The organism is uncultured Georgenia sp., assembly GCF_937958535.1.
In the GTDB taxonomy this organism is placed as follows: domain Bacteria; phylum Actinomycetota; class Actinomycetes; order Actinomycetales; family Actinomycetaceae; genus Oceanitalea.
Genome location: NZ_CALGNQ010000204.1, coordinates 1 through 16,493, shown reverse-complemented (window position 1 = coordinate 16,493; position 16,493 = coordinate 1). Strand labels below are relative to the sequence as shown.

The 16,493-nt window shown below is 75.5% G+C and carries 17 protein-coding genes and 1 pseudogene; 4 read left to right on the top strand and 14 right to left on the bottom strand.

Going from position 1 to position 16,493, the window contains the following annotated elements:
• Positions 1 to 213: pseudogene (locus Q0195_RS10865) on the top strand (hypothetical protein); the annotation flags it as partial.
• Between the two features lie 129 nt (positions 214 to 342).
• Here the strand turns inward: Q0195_RS10865 and Q0195_RS10860 are convergent.
• From Q0195_RS10860 to Q0195_RS10840, 5 genes are read right to left on the bottom strand one after another with little or no spacing between them, the layout of a single operon-like run.
• On the bottom strand, positions 343 to 927 hold the full coding sequence (locus Q0195_RS10860) for a hypothetical protein (protein WP_299278260.1): 585 nt from the start codon (positions 925 to 927) through the stop codon (positions 343 to 345).
• Positions 924 to 2,258, bottom strand: coding sequence for a DUF58 domain-containing protein (locus Q0195_RS10855; RefSeq protein ID WP_299278258.1), 1,335 nt, complete (start codon positions 2,256 to 2,258; stop codon positions 924 to 926). Before Q0195_RS10855 ends, Q0195_RS10860 begins: the two co-directional genes overlap by 4 nt.
• Positions 2,255 to 3,253, bottom strand: a complete 999-nt coding sequence (locus tag Q0195_RS10850; protein WP_299278256.1) for a MoxR family ATPase — start codon at positions 3,251 to 3,253, stop codon at positions 2,255 to 2,257. The genes Q0195_RS10855 and Q0195_RS10850 overlap by 4 nt, the downstream gene beginning before the upstream one ends.
• Complete coding sequence (locus Q0195_RS10845) at positions 3,243 to 3,710, bottom strand: hypothetical protein (RefSeq protein ID WP_299278253.1); 468 nt, start codon at positions 3,708 to 3,710, stop codon at positions 3,243 to 3,245. The genes Q0195_RS10850 and Q0195_RS10845 overlap by 11 nt, the downstream gene beginning before the upstream one ends.
• Positions 3,707 to 4,441, bottom strand: a complete 735-nt coding sequence (locus Q0195_RS10840) for a DUF4129 domain-containing protein (protein WP_299278250.1) — start codon at positions 4,439 to 4,441, stop codon at positions 3,707 to 3,709. The genes Q0195_RS10845 and Q0195_RS10840 overlap by 4 nt, the downstream gene beginning before the upstream one ends.
• A gap of 92 nt (positions 4,442 to 4,533) precedes the next feature.
• Here Q0195_RS10840 and Q0195_RS10835 point away from each other — a divergent pair, with 92 nt between their 5' ends.
• The 3 genes from Q0195_RS10835 to Q0195_RS10825 all read left to right on the top strand — a co-directional run bounded on the left by Q0195_RS10835 (position 4,534) and on the right by Q0195_RS10825 (position 7,869).
• Positions 4,534 to 5,349 carry an alpha/beta fold hydrolase gene (locus tag Q0195_RS10835; protein WP_299278248.1) on the top strand — a complete coding sequence of 272 codons (816 nt, stop codon included), beginning with the start codon at positions 4,534 to 4,536 and terminating at the stop codon, positions 5,347 to 5,349.
• 739 nt (positions 5,350 to 6,088) lie between these two features.
• Positions 6,089 to 7,018, top strand: a complete 930-nt coding sequence (locus Q0195_RS10830) for an ABC transporter ATP-binding protein (RefSeq protein WP_299278245.1) — start codon at positions 6,089 to 6,091, stop codon at positions 7,016 to 7,018.
• Positions 7,015 to 7,869 carry an ABC transporter permease gene (locus Q0195_RS10825; RefSeq protein WP_299278243.1) on the top strand — a complete coding sequence of 285 codons (855 nt, stop codon included), beginning with the start codon at positions 7,015 to 7,017 and terminating at the stop codon, positions 7,867 to 7,869. Before Q0195_RS10830 ends, Q0195_RS10825 begins: the two co-directional genes overlap by 4 nt.
• 9 nt (positions 7,870 to 7,878) lie before the next feature.
• On the opposite strand, the gene Q0195_RS10820 is transcribed toward Q0195_RS10825, so the two are convergent.
• The 9 genes from Q0195_RS10820 to Q0195_RS10780 form a co-directional block, all read right to left on the bottom strand.
• Positions 7,879 to 8,376, bottom strand: a complete 498-nt coding sequence (locus Q0195_RS10820; protein ID WP_299278240.1) for a dihydrofolate reductase — start codon at positions 8,374 to 8,376, stop codon at positions 7,879 to 7,881.
• Positions 8,373 to 9,194, bottom strand: a complete 822-nt coding sequence (locus Q0195_RS10815) for a thymidylate synthase (RefSeq protein WP_299278237.1) — start codon at positions 9,192 to 9,194, stop codon at positions 8,373 to 8,375. Before Q0195_RS10815 ends, Q0195_RS10820 begins: the two co-directional genes overlap by 4 nt.
• Before the next feature lie 92 nt (positions 9,195 to 9,286).
• Positions 9,287 to 9,766, bottom strand: coding sequence for an Hsp20/alpha crystallin family protein (locus Q0195_RS10810; RefSeq protein WP_299278235.1), 480 nt, complete (start codon positions 9,764 to 9,766; stop codon positions 9,287 to 9,289).
• Positions 9,767 to 9,907: 141 nt separating this feature from the next.
• Positions 9,908 to 10,618, bottom strand: coding sequence for a hypothetical protein (locus tag Q0195_RS10805; protein WP_299278234.1), 711 nt, complete (start codon positions 10,616 to 10,618; stop codon positions 9,908 to 9,910).
• Positions 10,618 to 11,097 (bottom strand): OsmC family protein, encoded by a 480-nt coding sequence (locus tag Q0195_RS10800; RefSeq protein ID WP_299278232.1) that lies wholly within the window; start codon positions 11,095 to 11,097, stop codon positions 10,618 to 10,620. The genes Q0195_RS10805 and Q0195_RS10800 overlap by 1 nt, the downstream gene beginning before the upstream one ends.
• An 86-nt stretch (positions 11,098 to 11,183) precedes the next feature.
• On the bottom strand, positions 11,184 to 13,667 hold the full coding sequence (locus tag Q0195_RS10795) for a transglutaminaseTgpA domain-containing protein (RefSeq protein ID WP_299278230.1): 2,484 nt from the start codon (positions 13,665 to 13,667) through the stop codon (positions 11,184 to 11,186).
• Positions 13,664 to 14,899 carry a DUF58 domain-containing protein gene (locus Q0195_RS10790; protein ID WP_299278227.1) on the bottom strand — a complete coding sequence of 412 codons (1,236 nt, stop codon included), beginning with the start codon at positions 14,897 to 14,899 and terminating at the stop codon, positions 13,664 to 13,666. Before Q0195_RS10790 ends, Q0195_RS10795 begins: the two co-directional genes overlap by 4 nt.
• Positions 14,896 to 15,798 carry an AAA family ATPase gene (locus Q0195_RS10785; protein ID WP_299278263.1) on the bottom strand — a complete coding sequence of 301 codons (903 nt, stop codon included), beginning with the start codon at positions 15,796 to 15,798 and terminating at the stop codon, positions 14,896 to 14,898. The genes Q0195_RS10790 and Q0195_RS10785 overlap by 4 nt, the downstream gene beginning before the upstream one ends.
• A gap of 100 nt (positions 15,799 to 15,898) precedes the next feature.
• Positions 15,899 to 16,393 (bottom strand): DUF2505 domain-containing protein, encoded by a 495-nt coding sequence (locus tag Q0195_RS10780; RefSeq protein ID WP_299278226.1) that lies wholly within the window; start codon positions 16,391 to 16,393, stop codon positions 15,899 to 15,901.
• Positions 16,394 to 16,493: the final 100 nt, after the last annotated feature.

Sequence of the window (16,493 nt, the reverse complement as noted above, 5' to 3'; positions counted from 1 at the left end):
GACACCAACCCGTACGCGCTGGTCGCCGGGCGGCGCGGCCACGTCGTCGTCGACGACCTCGACATCCCGAGCGTCGACCAGCTCGTCGCGGCGCTCACCGTCTACCGCGGCGGGCTCCTCGTCGTCAGCCACGACCGGGCGTTCCTCGACCGGCTCCGGCTCGACGCCGTCGTCCGGCTCACCGCGGACGGGCGGCTGGTGCGAGAACACTGAGCCCGGCCGCCCGTTGTCGGGAACTGCGCTCTCGATGGGAACTGCGCTGTCGGTGGGAGGTGGGCTGTCGGTGAGGGCGTGGCCGGCTGGTGGGGATGCCGGGGCGGCGGGGACGGGGAGGGTGGTCCGTCAGGGGTCGTAGCGGTGGCGCTCGGCCTCCAGGGCCTCGGCCTGCGAGGGCGGCAGGCGGCGGCGGGCCAGCCCGGCGACGAGGACCCAGGTCACCGCGCCAAGGCCGGCGAGGGCGACGACGGCGGTCCAGGGCAGGGTTGCCCGGCCCTGGAGCAGCGCCGCGGTCACCCCGGCCAGCTGGGCGAGCGCCTGGACCACGAGGACAGCGGGCAGCTCGGCGCGCAGCACGGCGAGCTCCACGCGGCCCCGCCACGACGACACCGCCGCGACTGCGCCGAGCGCCAGCACCCCGTGCGTGGCCGCCAGCAGCGCCGGGAGCTGCCAGCGGGCGGGCGCCTCGCCGAGCACGAGCATGCTGCCCAGGACCGCGACGGCGAGCGCCCCCAGTGCGGCGTGCGGACGCGCGGCGACGACCAGGGCGAGCGCCGCGACCACCGCCCACTGGACCCCCTCGGCGCCTGCCGCCAGGCCGCCCAGGGCGAGGAGGAGGGCGAGCCCCGCACGCAGTACCCACCCGGGGACCGTCGCGGCGGTCGCCACCGTGGTGCGTGCCGGTGGGGGCGGGATCGGCCGCCGCCTCATCGCGGCCCCCCGTGCCGGCCGCGGGCCAGTGCCGCCAGGCGGGCAGGACCGCCGGCGGGTGGCGGGCCGTCGGCGGGCCACCGCACGACCTCGACGCCACCACGACGCATCACCGTGAGCCGGTCGGCGCGCTGTATCTGGACCATCCGGTAGGCCATGAGCTGCCGGGCGGTGAGCTGGGCACCGCGCACCGGCGGCAGCACGTCGACCGCGACCACCCGGTGGCCGGTGTGTCGCCAGGTCAGGGCCAGGGACATCGCCTCGTCGTCGAGGAAGGTGGACAGGAGGACGACCAGGGCCCCGGAGGGCAGCACGGGCGGGCGGACCCGCCCGTGGACGAAGGACTCCGGGGAGGCGAGCGCCAGCCGGCGCACGATCCGCTCGGCGTGCCGGCGGCCGCCCGCCGGTGGCACCGGTCGCTGCCGCCGGCCCAGGTCCTCCAGCCCGACCCGGTCCCCGGCAGCGAGGTATGCCCGGGCGACGGACGCCGCCGCCTCCCGGGCGATGTCGAGGGAGGTGACGTCGCTGCGCACGATCGGGCGTGCGCCGGCCCACGTCGTGACGTCCGGGCCCACCTCGTCCCGCGAGTCGATGACGAGCATGACGGTGGCCTCGGCAGGCGCCTGGGTGCGCCGCACGTAGAGCTCGTGCAACCGCCCGCCCTGCATGCCGCGCCGGGCGCTGGCCCGCCAGTCGATGCGGCGCAGCCGGTCACCGGGCCGGAAGGGGGCGATGTCGTGCAGCTCGGTGCTGTCCCCCATCCGCCGCGAGGAGTGTGGCCCGACCATGCCGTGGAGCCGCGGAGGCAGCGGCAGGTGCCCGAGCGGCTGCCGCCCGGGCAGCACGAGGACACCGACCGGTCCCACGGTGACGACGTCGGTCGCCACCGCCGCCCCGGCGCCGAGCCCGACGACGTCGAGCCGGAAGAGCTGGTTCGGGCCGGTGCGCGCGTTCGTCGTGTGCAGCGTCAGCGACCGGGGCATGCCGGGGACGAGGCGCACGACGGCCTCGTCCGCCGTGGTGCCCGGGCTCGAGGCACGCAGCCGGGCCGCGCGGGCACCGCCCGGCGCGAGCAGCCGTGCGGGGGCGGCCAGCCCGCGGTCGGTGGCGATCGCGGTGGGGGCGTGCAGCTCGACGGCCACGGGAGCGTGCGGGTGGCGGGTCCACGCCCACGCCGCCGTCACGAGCGGGGCCACCCCCAGCGCTGCGAGGTCCGCCCGGCCGAGGAGCGCTCCCGCCACGAGGAGACCGACGCCGAGCAGGAGGCACGCGCTGAGCTGGGTGAGGGGGAACCAGGTGCGGCTGCGCGCCACCCGCGTGGGGGCGCTCATCGGGCGGGGCTGGGCCGGCGGACACTGGCCGGGCCGGGGACGGTGTCGAGCAGCCCGGTCACGATCCGCTCGGGTTGGGTGCCGCCGGCCCAGGCCGCTGCGGTGAGCGTGAGCCGATGGGCCAGCGCCGGTACCGCCACCGCCTTGACGTCCTCCGGGGTGACGTAGTCGCGGCCGGCCAGCACCGCCAGCGCCCGGCCCACGAGCAGCAGCGCCTGCGAGCCGCGGGGCGAGGCGCCGACCTCGACGGCAGCCTGCTCGCGGGTGGCCGCCGCCAGGGCGACGCAGTAGGCCACGATGTCGGGGTCGACGTCGACGGACTCCACCCCGGCCTGCATCGCGAGCAGCTGCTCAGCCGTGACGACCTGGTCGACGTCCGCCCGCTCCCGACGGCGGCCGATCCGCCGGGTGAGGATCTCGGCCTCGGCCGCCTCGTGCGGGTAGCCGACCGCCAGCCGCACCATGAAACGGTCGAGCTGGGCCTCCGGCAGCGGGTAGGTGCCCTCGTACTCGACCGGGTTGGACGTGGCCATGACGTGGAACGGGTGGGGGAGCGGGTGGCTCGTGCCCTCGACCGAGACCTGGCGCTCGGCCATCGCCTCGAGCAGCGCCGACTGCGTCTTGGGGGCCGTGCGGTTGATCTCGTCGGCGAGGAAGAGCCCGGTGAAGACGGGGCCCGGGCGGAAGGTGAATGTCCCGGTCACCGGGTCGTACACCGAGGACCCGGTGATGTCGGCGGGCAGCAGGTCCGGGGTGCACTGCAGCCGCCGGAAGTCCAGCCCGAGCGCGGTGGCGAGGCTGCGGGCGGCCAGGGTCTTGCCCAGGCCCGGGACGTCCTCGAAGAGCACGTGGCCCCCGGCGAGGATCGCCGCCAGTGCCAGGCGCAGCGGCTGCGTCATCCCGACGACGACGGTCCCCACCTCGGCGAGCACAGCATCGCCCAGGCGGGCGACCTGGGGGACGGGCAACGGCGCGACGGTGGGGTCAGGGCTCACGGGGTGCTCCTTCGAGGGTCTCCAGGGAGGTGAGGCAGGCGTCCAGCGCCCGCAGGGTCGGTGGGGCGCTCGCGGTGGCGCGCAGGGTGCGCCAGGCCCGCTCGCCGAGCGCGGCCCTCACCGCGGCGTCGTCGTCCGGGTCGACGCCGGCGAGCCGCAGCCGGCCCGCGGCCACGGTGCGCAGCTGGTGGAGCCCGTACTCGGCGACCCGGCCCTCGCGTCCGGTGAGGGACCAGGAGATCTGCGCCAGCTCGTGCCGCTGGCCGCCGCGCTCCTCCTCGGCCAGCGCGGGCCAGGCCAGCTCGGCCCCCAGCTCACGGCGCCCGACGAGGGTGCTGAGCACGGCGGCGGCGACCACGGCGAGCGCGACGTGGGCGGGGGCGAAGCGCAGCGCGGACAGGAGCATGCCGACCACGGCGCAGCACGCGGCGGTCGCCACGAGGCGCGGCCAGGTCATCGCCCCTCCCAGGACGCGGCGATCCGTTCCAGGCTGCGCCGCGCCGCCGCGACGTCGCCCGCCCCGATGACGGCGTGCGGCGCGAACCGGGCCCGGTGGTAGAGCCCGAGCAGCGTCCGGGTGGCGGTGGGGTCGGCGTGGGTGGCGTCGAGCACGGTGGTGGTGAACTCGGTGGGGGTGGCGGAGGGACGGCGCTCCACCCCGGAGCTCGCGGCGGCCCGCTCCAGCTCCAGCCAGGCCGCGGTCACGGCGTCGGCCGGGTCGGCGTACTCGTCGACGACCGCCCGGGCGGCGGCAACGCCACGACGCAGGGCGGGCAGGTCGGGCTCGCCCTGCAGCCCCGCCGTCTCCCCGAGTGCGCCCGTCGCCGGCTCCACCTCACCCGCCGTGGTTCCGCGGGCGAACGTCGCCCGGTTGAGGAACGCCCGCAGCGCGAGCAGCACGACGAGCACGACGGCGAGGGCGACGAAGAACATCACCGGCACGACCCCCTCACCGGCGGTGAGCTCGGGCGGGGCAGTGGCCTCGGTGGACGTCTCGGTGGCGAGCGTCGCCTGCGGACGCGGGGCGGGCAGGTCCACCGGGTCGTGCGGCGCCGCTTCCCACGGGCCGGTGAGCGCGGCCCCGACGACGACGCCGAGCGCGGCGACCGCCGCGGCGGCGGGGAGCACCGGCCTGGCTGCCGGGCGCGCGTCGCCGAGGCCCCGAGCGGCGACGCTCCCGGTGTCCATGGCCCCACCCTAACGGCGCGCTGCCGCGCCTCGACGGCGCCGGAGGCAGTCCTGACGCACCACCGGCGCCGCCCTGGCCGTACGGTGCGGCCATGCGGAGACAGGTACGACGGGGCCGGCTCGTCCTCGACGTCGACGACGACGGGAGCGGGCCGGCCGTGCTGCTCCTCCACGGCTTCCCGCAGGACCGCACGAGCTGGCGGCAGGTGACGCCGCGGCTGCACGCGGCCGGGCTGCGCACCCTGGCGCCGGACCAGCGCGGCTACTCCCCGGGTGCCCGCCCGCGGCCGCGGCGTGCCTACCGGCTCGAGCACCTCGTCGCCGACGCCCTGGCGGTGCTCGACGCCGCCGGCGTGGCGCGGGCGCACGTCGTCGGGCACGACTGGGGCGGCGGCGTCGCCTGGGCGCTGGCCTGGACCCACCCGGACCGGGTCGTCTCGCTCACCGTCCTGTCCACTCCGCACCCGGCCGCGCTCACCGCCGCGACGCTGCGCTCGGCCCAGCTGCTGCGCTCCGCCTACATGGGCCTCTTCCAGCTCCCCGGGCTGCCCGAGCTGCTCCTGCGCCACCGGCTGGAGGCGGCGCTGACCGCCAGCGGTCTCCCGCCGGACACCGCACGCCACTACCAGCGGCGCCTGCGCGAGCCCGGAGCCGCCCGGGCCGCCCTCGGCTGGTACCGCGCCGTGCCGCTCACCCGGCTGCGCCCCCGTCCGGTCCCCGTCCCGACGACCTACGTGTGGGGGCGGCGCGACCCGTTCCTCGGCGCGGCCGCGGCTCGGCGCACGGAGCGCCACGTCACCGCCGACTACCGCTTCGTCCCCCTCGACGCCGGGCACTGGCTGCCCGAGCTGGCCTCGGAGGCGGTGGCCGAGGCCGTCGTCCGACGGGCGGTCGAGGGCGAACGCTGAGGTGGCCTACCCGTCGGCGGCCACCCTCCGGGCGACGCCACGGCCGGGGAGGAGTACAACTCTGTTGCGGGATGGCCCGGCGGCGGTCGCCCTCGACGACGCGGGTGTGGGCGGTGACCGACCGCGGCACGCCGCAGCGCCGCGGCGCCACGGCGCAGTGGTCACGGCTCGCGGTCCCGGGCCGGGACCGAGCCGCTGCACGACGTCGCCATCCACCAGGGGACGGTCTGGGTGGTCGGGCACGAGGGCACGATGTGGCAGACGCGGAACGGGACGTTCGTCGAGATGACGATCCTCGTGCCGCCCGCGTCCCCGCCGCCACCACCGCCGCCCCTCGGCGCGCTGCGCCCCGCGATCCGGATCACGGCGACGGGTGCCGGTGAGTCGACCGTCTTCCACCTGACCGGCGAAGGCTTCCTCCCGGACACCGACGTGACGGTGCGGGCGGCGCGGGTGGACCCCGACGGCGTAGTCGACTTCTCCTGGGCCGCGCGGTCGCGCGCCGACCGGACGGTCGAGGTCGACCTGCCGGTCCCGTGCCTGCCCGGGACCGTGCACAGCTCTCCGCCGACGACGGGCGTCCCGACCCCACGGACCACACCGACCGGTTCTGGAGCAACACGGTCACCAGCCGGTTCCCGTGACGCACCGCTCGACCTGCCGCGAGGCGAGCTCTCCCTCGAGGTCGGGCGAGCGCTCCTGCTATCTTGGCGCTCGTCCACGAACGGGGAGCAGCAGGATGGACACCGGCAGCGACGTCGTCATCGACGTGGCCGACCTGCGCATGCGCTACGGGGCGAAGGACGTGCTCGACGGCGTGACCTTCCGGGTGCACCGCGGTGAGGTCGTCGTCCTCCTCGGTCCCAACGGTGCGGGCAAGACGACGACCATCGAGATCCTCGAGGGTTTCCGGCTGCCCTCCGGCGGCCGGGTCGCGGTGCTGGGCCAGGACCCGGCCCGTGGCGACGAGGACTGGCGCGCCGACGTCGGGGTCGTCCTGCAGTCCTGGCGTGACCACGGCCGGTGGACGGTCCGCGAGCTCGTCGACCAGTTCGGCGCGTACTACCGCCCCTACGCCACCGCCGACCGGCAGCGCCCGTACCCCACCGCCGAGCTGCTCGACCGCGTCGGGCTCGCCGCACAGGCCGACCAGCAGGTGAAGACGCTCTCCGGCGGGCAGCGCCGGCGGCTCGACGTCGCGATCGGGCTCGTCGGCCGGCCCCGGCTGCTCTTCCTCGACGAGCCGACGGCGGGTTTCGACCCGGTGGCGCGGCGCGACTTCCACGACCTCGTCCGTGGGCTGAGCGACCTGGAGGACACCACGATCCTCCTCACCACCCACGACCTCGCCGAGGCCGAGCGGCTCGCCGACCGGATCCTCATCCTCGACCGGGGCCGCATCGTCGCCGACGGCAGCGCCGAGGAGCTCGCCCGTCAGGTGGCCGGCCGCACCGAGGTGCGCTGGACGGCCGGTGGGCGGCGCCACGTGGAGACCACGGAGGACGGCACGGCGTTCGTCCGCGACCTCCTCGCCCGGCTCGGGGACGACGTCACCGACCTCGAGGTCGTCCGCACCACCCTGGAGGACACCTACCTCACCATGGTGAGGCGCAGCGACAGCCGGTGGTCTGCCGGGGCGGACCAGGTCCCGGCCCAGGACGCGCGATGAACGCCACGACCAACGCGGTGCGGGTGGGGATGCGTCGGGGCTGGGTCGAGTTCCGCAACTCGATCCGGGCCCCGGAGGACCTCACCTACTACGTCGTCGGTACCGGCATCTTCCTCCTCGTCATGTGGCTCAACCGCCGCAACGAGGTCGAGGGCACGGGGGTGGTCCTCGCGCTGCTCGTCTTCCCCGGCGTGCTGGCCTTCACCACGATGTTCTCCGCCTCCTACGGGCTGGCGACGGCGGTGGCGACCGAGCGGGAGGACGGCACGCTGCTGCGGGCCAAGTCCGTCCCGCACGGGATGCGCGGCTACGTCACCGGCCAGACCGTGCGGACCAGCCTGGAGGTCGCGTTCAACGTCGTCCTGCTGTCGGTGCCCGCCTCACTGGTCGTCCCAGGGCTGTGGGCGGCCGTGGGGCCCGGCGACGTCGCCCTGCTCGTCGCCGTCCTCGTGCTCGGCCTCGTCGCCTGCCTGCCGATCGGCTTCGTCGTCGGCTCGGTCTTCCGCAACCCGCGCGGTGTGGGCGGCTGGGGGATGCTCGTCATGGCCGGTCTCGTCTTCGTCTCCGGGGTGTTCGTGCCCGTCACGGCGCTGCCCGGGTGGGCACAGGTCGTCGGCCAGCTCACCCCGATGTACTGGATGGGCCTGGGACTGCGGCAGGCGCTGCTGCCCGACGCCGTCGTCGCCATCGAGGTGGGGCAGGGCTGGCGCACGCTGGAGACCTTCACCGCGCTCGGCGTGTGGGCGGTGGTGGGGCTGCTGCTCGCGCCCGTGCTGCTGCGCCGGATGGCGCGCCGCGAGTCCGGCTCGGTCGTCGCGGCCGCCCGGGAGAAGCAGCTGCAGCGCGTCTGAGGCACCGGCTCAGGCGCGCCGGTAGGTGAGGATGCGGAACCGCATCCCGTTCGCGGCGACGTGCCAGCCGCCGTCCTGCGGGTCCTGCGCTACGACGCGCCACTCCGGTCCGATCACCGGGGCGTAGCGGTCGCCCTCGACCGCGTGGTCGATCTCGGTCACGACGAGGAGGTCGGCGTGCGGGAGGGCCTCCTCGTACACCTGCGCACCGCCGCAGATCCACGCGTCCTGCCCGGCCACGAGCGCGAGTGCCGCGGGGAGGTTGTCCACCACCTCGGCACCGGGGGCGCGGAACTCGGGGTTGCGCGACAGGACGATGTTGCGCCGTCCGGGCAGGGGGCGCAGGTGCTCGGGCAGCGACTCCCACTGCAACCGACCCATGACGACGGCGTGGCCGGCCGTCGTCCGGCGGAAGTGGCGCAGGTCCTCGGGCAGGTGCCAGGGCAGGTCGTTGTCGCGGCCGATGACCCGGCCGTGGGCCTGGGCCCAGATCATGCCCAGGGTCATACGGCCACCGGGGCCTTGATGGCGGGGTGGTGCCGGTAGCCGTGGACGACGACGTCCTCGTAGGTGTACTCGAACAGCGACGGCGCGCGGCGCAGCTCCAGCCGGGGCATCGGGTAGGGCTCGCGGCTCAGCTGCTCCCGGACCTGCTCGACGTGGTTGTCGTAGATGTGGCAGTCGCCGCCGGTCCAGATGAACTCACCCGGCTCGAGGTCGACCTGCTGGGCCACCATGTGGGTGAGCAGGGCGTAGGAGGCGATGTTGAAGGGCACGCCGAGGAAGAGGTCGGCCGAGCGCTGGTAGAGCTGGAGGGACAGCCGCCCGTCGGCCACGTAGAACTGGAAGAGGGCGTGGCACGGGGCCAGGGCCATCCGGTCGAGGTCGGCCACGTTCCACGCCGAGACGATCATCCGCCGGGAGTCGGGATCGGTCCGCAGCGTCGTCAGCACCTCGGCGAGCTGGTCGATGTGGCCGCCGTCCGGGGTGGGCCACGAGCGCCACTGGTAGCCGTAGATGGGGCCGAGCTCGCCGTCCTCGGCAGCCCACTCGTCCCAGATGTGCACGCCGCGCTCCTGCAGCGGGCGCGCGTTGTGCTCGCCGCGCAGGAACCACAGCAGCTCCTCGACGACGCCGCGGAGGAAGACCCGCTTCGTCGTGACGAGCGGGAAGCCGGCCCGCAGGTCGAACCGCAGCTGGTGGCCGAACACGCTGCGCGTGCCCGTGCCGGTGCGGTCGGACTTCGGCGTGCCGTGCTCGAGCACGTGACGCAGGAGGTCCTCGTAGGCGGTCGAGACGGCGGTGGTGCCGGGCGCGGTGCTCACGGCGCCATGGTAAGCCGAGGGCCGCTGCCCCGGTGCAGGACCGGGCAGCGGCCCGTGGTGTGTCGGCCGGCCGGTGGCCGGGCCGGTGTCGGTCAGACCCCGGCGAGCTGCTTCTCCTCGGCCGGCTGCTCGGCAGCGGGCTCCGCGACGGACGCCTGCTGCTCGATGGTGCGCGGTGCGTGCGAGACGTGGATCTTGCGCGGCTTGGCCTCCTCGGCGACCGGGATGGTCAGGGTGAGGACGCCGTCCGCGTAGTCGGCATCGATCCGGTCCAGCGCCAGGCCGTTGCCCAGGACGAGCTGGCGGGCGAACGTGCCGGTCGGACGCTCGTGCGACAGCCACTGGATGTCGTCGCCCGAGACGCTCTTGCGCTCGGCCCGGATGGTCAGCGTGCGGTCCTCGACGTCGACGTCGATCGTCGACGGGTCGACCCCGGGCAGGTCGATCTGGGCGACGAAGGACTCGCCGGTGCGGTAGAGGTCCAGAGGCATCGCCGCGGCGGCAGGTGCCTGACGCAGCACCGAGCTGACGAGCCGGTCCATCTCGCGGAACGGGTCGGTGAACAGAGCCATCGAGTACCTCCTTCGGTTGTCGTGAGCCTGAGCTCGAAGGCGGCCCTGCGAGCGGTGCCGCACCGCCATTATTGGCACTCTCCACCCGAGAGTGCTAGCGCTGTTCACCGAGCGCGAAAAGTTGAGTCGCCCAGGCTCAACTCATGCCCTGACCTGCACGGATACCGGGTGCTCCGGCGGTGGCCCGAAGGCGTCGCGGGCGCCCCGGATGACCTCCCGGGCCAGCCTGCGGCCGAGCCACCAGCCGATGACCGCACCGACTCCGAAGGGTGCCAGGCGGCCCAGGAGTGCCGCCCCGCCCTTCGTCGTCGCCACCCGGACCAGGCGCCGGGACAGTCCCCGGTTGACCGCCCGCACCGTGCCGAGGGGGAGACGGGTGAGCACCCCGCGCCCCCGGTAGAGGCTGCTCACCCCGAGCTCGCCCTCCACCGCCCGGGCGCCGTCCTCCCCGAGGAGGGAGGCCAGGACGAGCGTGCGCCGGCGGGCGGCGTCGTCCACCGCCACGCCGTGGACGTGCGCGACCGCCCCGACGAAGGTCGTGCTCGTGCGCAGGAACGTCGCGAGGTTCGCGGCGGTCAGCACCGCCGCCACCCCCGTCCCGACGCCGGGGACCGCCGCCGTCAGCCCGACGAGGGCGCTGACCGTGCTCACCCGCCGTCGGAAGCGGCGCTCGAGGAGGGCGATGACGTCGGCCGGGCCGGCGTCGGGGTTGTCCCGGGCGATCCGCTCGGCCAGCGCGCCCGAGCGACCGGCACCGGAGGAGGCCACCCGCTCGACGACCCGACCGAGGACGTTGCCGGCGGGTGCCGGCTCCGCGGTCAGCGCGCTTCCGGCCGGTGCGCGGTGCCGCATCACACCTCCCGCATCGGCTCGTGGGTGAGGGTGACGCCGTAGGTCGCCCCCGCCTTGAGGGTGCGACCCACGGTGCACAGCCGGCCGGACGTGCGGTCCACCCGCTCGGCGAGCTTGGCCCGCCGCTCCTCCTCCAGGTCGCCGAGGTCGAGCACCAGCTCGACGTCGAGGTGCCCGTACCGGTTCTCCCCCTCCACACCGGTGGACGAGACACCGACGACGGCGGGGAAGTCGTCCCCCAGACGGCTGCGCAGCACGTGGTCGGCGGACAGCGCGGTGCAGGCGGCCAGGGCGACTTTGAGCAGCTCGCCCGGGGAGAACACCCCCTCGGTGTCCTTGCTGCCGATCCGTACCTCGGCGCCGCGTTCGTTCCGGGCGACGTACACCGGGCGCCCCTGGCGTTCGGCCCACAGCGCCCGGGCGGGAGGGGCGTCGGTCGGTGGCGTCGTGGCGTCGTCGGGGGTGGTGGTCTGGCTCATCCCCCGATCGTGGCACGACCGGACCGTGACGGCGTCCCGACGGCGGAGCCGCGGCCGCCGCGCCTCGCTGCTCCGCCGGTCGGCGCTCAGGGCAGCGGGGCGCCCTCCCGGGCGCGCCGCCGCAGCGGGTGGAGCTGGGCCAGCCCGCTGGGCGGCAGGAGCGCCGCCCGCACCCGCCGCTGCCACGGCACGTGCTGCCGGCACCACTCCAGCACCTGGCGCACGTCCTCCCGCATCGTGCCCGGCGGCGGGGTCTGCGGGGCGTACCGGGCGGACTCGACCCGGTCGGTGGCCCGGGTGAGCGCGTCCAGCGTGTGCGCGTCGGGCTCGATCGCCCGGCGGTAGAACTCACGCATCCCGCGCGGCGTGGCCGCCCGGGGCGGCTCGATGCCGAGATCGGCCAGGCCGGTGACGAGCACGGCCCACTCGCCCTCCACTTGCTCCGCCGGCCCCCGGCCGCGGCGCAGCCGCCAGCGTCGCCAGGTGGCGGCGAGCGGGGTGAGGGACAGCAGCGCGGTGACGACGGCGAGGGCGAGCGCAGCCCGCCCCAGGGTCTGCCCGTACCGCTCCAGCCGGCCGGGCTCCTCGCGCCGGCCCTGCTCCCCCGCGGAGTCCGGCACCGTCGGCTCGGGGGTGACCTCCCCGGCGGTCGGGTCGCTCTGCGGCGTGGGCTGCTCCGGGCGGGTGGTCGTCGTGAAGAAGGGCGCCGCCCCGGACCGGGTGGCCGGCGTCGGCTCGAAGCGGGTCCAGCCGAGCCCGGTGATGAGCAGCTCGGGCCAGGCGTGGGCGTCGGCGGCGACGACGGTGTGGGTGCCGTCCACGCCGCGCGAGCCGGGGAGGAACCCGACGGCGAGCCGGGCGGGGATGCCGCTGGCGCGGGCGAGCATCACCATCGCAGTGGCGTACTGCGTGCAGTAGCCCTGCTTCGTCTCCAGGAAGTGGGAGATCGGGTCGAGCGCCTGCCCGTCCGGCCCCACGACCGGGTCCGCCAGTGTCAGGGAGTAGGTGAACTCCGGCCCGCGCAGGTAGCGCTGGAACGCCAGCGCGATGTCGACCTGGTTGGTGAGGTCACCGGTGAGCTGCGCGGCGAGCTCGCGGACACGGTCCTCGGAGGCGGGGTCGACGGCGAGCGGGTCACGGTCCGGGGACCCCACCACGCGGCGCACGGTGCCGTCGGGCTCGGTCACCTCGGCGCTGCCGTCGGTGAGGAGCCGCTCGTGCCGCCCGCCGGGGTGGACCACCTCGAGGGGGGTGCCGTCCTCGGCGAGCTTGACCAGCGTCCCGTCCGGCGTGCGCTCCACGGTCTCCACCGGGTGCCGCCGCAGCAGCGGCTCGGGTGCCGCCCCCACCTCGTCCGGCAGCGTGGCCAGCGGCGCGATCTCCAGGTAGGTCGCCGTGTAGGTGCGGGGCGCGGCCTCCACGGCGAGCGTGTCGTCGAGCGGGACGAACTCCCAGCCGATGTCGCCGAGGTCGACCTCGGTGGTGGGGTGGGGCAGGGCCAGCTGCGGGGCGCGCAACCCGTTCTGCGTGACGGTGAGGGTCGAGGTCATGTGCTCCAGGCCGTGCTGCTCGACGAGCGCCTGGTTCAGCGACATGAGCCGCCCGTCGTCGGTCGCCGGCCAGCCGTCGAACTCGCGGGAGGGGAACCACCGCCCGTTGGCGTATTCGGTGCTCACCGTCACCCGCAGCGGGGGCGGGGAGGGGTCGTCGGTGCGGAAGCGGATGACGGGTGCGGTCGAGCGGTTGCCCAGGTCGCGGGAGAGGTCGAGCGTGTCGGTGAAGCTCACCGTGCCGGTGCCGCGGCCGGCGCCCTCGAGCAGCGCCGTCGGGGGCAGGTGCGGGAGCAGCCCCGGGACGACGACACCCAGGAGCAGGGCAGCCACCCCCATGACCCGGGCGGTGAGGCCGAGGTGGCGGTGGGTGCCGCGCGTCGCCACGGTGTCGTCCACGGTGGTGGACGCGGCCGACGCCCCCGCGGCCCGCCAGTCCTCGATGACCGACCGGCCCTGCCGGGCGAGGAGCGCCAGCCAGGCGGCACCCCCGATGAGGAAGTACGCGGGCGCCAGCGGCCGGCCGGTGTTGGACGCCGTCGCCGCCGACACGAGGAGCAGCGGGATCCCGGCGAGGGCCGCGGCGCGGTAGGTCACCCCCACGGCCTCGACGAGCAGCCCGAGCAGGGCCGTGCCGGCGAGCACGACGAAGGTCAGACCGGTGGTCGCGGGGGCCGGCACGGCGTAGGTCTGGATCGTGTGGACGCCCTCGCCGGTGAGGGCCGCGAACGTCACGAGCACGGGCTCGTCCGCCGGCCACTGTGCCGGGGCCCACCACGACAGACCGCTGAGCAGGGCGAGCACCTGCGCCACGAGGACCAGCGGCCGCGGGGCGCGGGCGGTGCGCAGCGCCGACCCGACGACGACGACGAGCAGGAGCAGCCCGACGAGGGGAGCGGTCCACGGCCGGTGGGCGACGAGGTCCCCCAGCGGCCACGAGACGGCGACGGCGCCCCCCACCGCGAGCAGCGACTCCAGCCACCGGCCGCGGCCCAGGGCCTGCACCCAGGGGTCGTTCATCGCCGCACCACCGGGACGTCGGAGCGCAGCCCGCCCAGGCCGTGGGTCGCCGCCCCCCAGGCGTCGGCGACGGTGTCGCCCTCCCGCACGGTGATGGTGCGCCAGCCCGCCGCGGTGAAGAGCGAGGTGAGGTCGGTGCCCTCGTCCGACCGGTAGCCCGCGAAGGAGGCCGTCTCGAGCACCAGGGCGACCCCGAGGCTGCCCGGTGCCCGGATCGCCGGCGTCGCGAGCAGCGCCTCGGGGTCGCTGTCGGCGACGACGGCCACGACGACGGCGCCCTCCGCGGTCAGCGCGTGCGCGTCGCGCAGGAGCGGGGCGAGCCGGTCGGCGGTGGGCTGGACGACGGCCAGGGAGCGGAGCACCGAGGGCAGGTGGGTGACCGCCGGGTCACCGGCGCCCACGACGTGGACGGCGTACCCGTCCTCGGCCAGGTGCACCGCGACGGAGGCGACCGCGCTCACCGCCCACTCGAAGGCCGCGCCCGCCCGGTGGTAGGGACCGGTGCGGGTGTCGAGGAGCAGCACCGCCCGCCGCCGGGCCGGGCGGTCCTCCTGACGCACCATGAGCTCGCCGCGGTGGGCGGTGGTCGGCCAGTGCACCCGTCGCAGGTCGTCACCGTCGCGGTAGGCGCGGATGCTGGCGTCGTCGTCGCCGTGCAGCGCGACCATGTGCGGCACCTGGCCCTCCCGGCCCAGCCCGCCGCTGCGGACCCGCTGCGCGCCCAGCGCCTCGATCCGGGGCAGCACGACGAGCTGGGTGGTGCCGGGCAGCGCGAGCTGCGCCGTCGTCATCCCGAACGGGTCGCGCCGCTCGAGCCGCAGCGGACCGAGCCGGTGTGCGCCGCGGACGGGGGAGGAGACGCGGTAGACGACGGTGTGCCGCTCGCCCGGGTCCATCCGCGGCAGGAGGAAGCGGGGTGCGGGGCCGAGGATCGGGTCGACCTCCTCCTCGGCGATCTGCAGCGGGCTCAGCCGGTTGCCCCGGCCCCGCACGGTGAGCTCCACGCGGGCGGGCCGGTCCGGCGGTAGGAGCGCGGGCTCGACCAGCCGCAGGACGGTCAGCGGCGGGATCGGCCGCCACCCCACGACGACGGCGAGCACCGGCAGGCAGGCGAGCAGCACCCCGGTGCGCGTGACGTCCGGGAACCCGAGGACGGTGCCGATGACGACGACCACCACTCCCAGCGCGAGGAAGACCTGTCCCCGGCCGGTGAGACGTGGTCGTCGGCTCATCGCACCCCCGCGGGGACCGGGACACCTGCCAGGATGTCGGCGATCACCTCGTCGGCGGTCTCGTGCGCGAGCTGGGCGTCACTGCTGAGGATGACGCGGTGGGCGAGCACCGGTACGGCGAGCCGTTGGATGTCGTCGGGCAGGACGTGCCCCCGGCCGGCGAGGGCGGCGTGCGCCCGGGCCGCCCGGACGAGGTGGAGCGCCGCGCGCGGGGAGATGCCCAGCCGCAGCCGGGGGTGGCGCCGGGAGGCAGTGGCGAGGTCCACGACGTACTGGAGCACCGCCGGGCTGGCGTGCAGCCGGCGCACCGCCTGGACCAGCCGGGCGACCGTCACCGCGTCGGTGACCGGCTGCAGCTCGCTGAGCGGGTCGCGCTCGGAGTGGGCCCCGATCATCTCCAGCTCGGCCGCCGGGTCGGGGTAGCCCACCTCGATCCGCGCCATGAAGCGGTCGCGTTGCGCCTCCGGCAGCGGGTAGGTGCCCTCCATCTCGATCGGGTTCTGGGTGGCCATGACCATGAACGGCTCCTCGAGCCGGTAGGTGGTGCCGTCCACGGTCACCTGCCCCTCGGCCATGGCCTCGAGGAGGGCCGACTGGGTCTTCGGCGAGGCACGGTTGATCTCGTCGCCGACGACGATGTTGGCGAACACCGCCCCGGGGCGGAACTCGAAGGTGCGGGCGTCCTGGTTGAAGACGCTGACGCCGGTGACGTCGCTGGGCAGGAGGTCCGGGGTGAACTGGATGCGCTGGACCGTGCAGTCGATGCTGCGTCCCAGCGCCTTGGCGAGCATCGTCTTGCCGACGCCGGGCACGTCCTCCACGAGCAGGTGGCCCTGGGCGAGCAGCACCGTGACGACGGTGCGGACGACGTCGTGCTTGCCCTGGATGACACGTGCCATCGCGTCCTCGACACGCCGGGCGACCCCGTCGAGCTCAGCGAGTTCCTCCACCCTTCGATCCTCCCTTATCGGGCGCCGGGTTGGCGACGGATCGGGCGGGTCACCTCCCGGCGAGGAACTCCAGCCCGATCGAGCGCTCGACGGCGAGGACCTTGTCCACCGCACCGGCCGCCGCCTTCTCGATGTGCCGCCCGAACAGCGGGACCGAGGCGGTGATCTCACCGGAGAAGGACTGGACGGTGCCCTCACCGGAGGGACGCAGCGACATGCGGCCGTTGATCCGCACCGGCGCCCCGGCGATGTCGAGGGCGAGCGTGCCCACGCGGCTGCCGTCGGCCTGCGGAGCCTCCCACGCCTCGACCAGCCGGACGTCGAGGCTCTGCCCCACGAGCGAGCGGAAGGAGGCGGGGACCTGGTCGGTGGGCATCCGGCGCCGGGTCGTGACCGTGAAGGCGGCTCCCTCGCGGATGACCTCCTGGGAGGACTCCAGCGCACCGGACGCCTCGATCTTGCGGCGGACGAACTCCTCGTCCCCGAGCATGGCCGCCACCGTCTCCACGTCGGCCGGGTAGTCGATGGTCGCGTCGAACCGCACTGTGCTCCTCCTGCTGCCGGGAGGTCCCCAGCCTAGCGGGCGGCCGGGCGGCCCGGCGCCGCGCATATGCTGACGGGGTGTCGACGCTCAGCGAACTCAT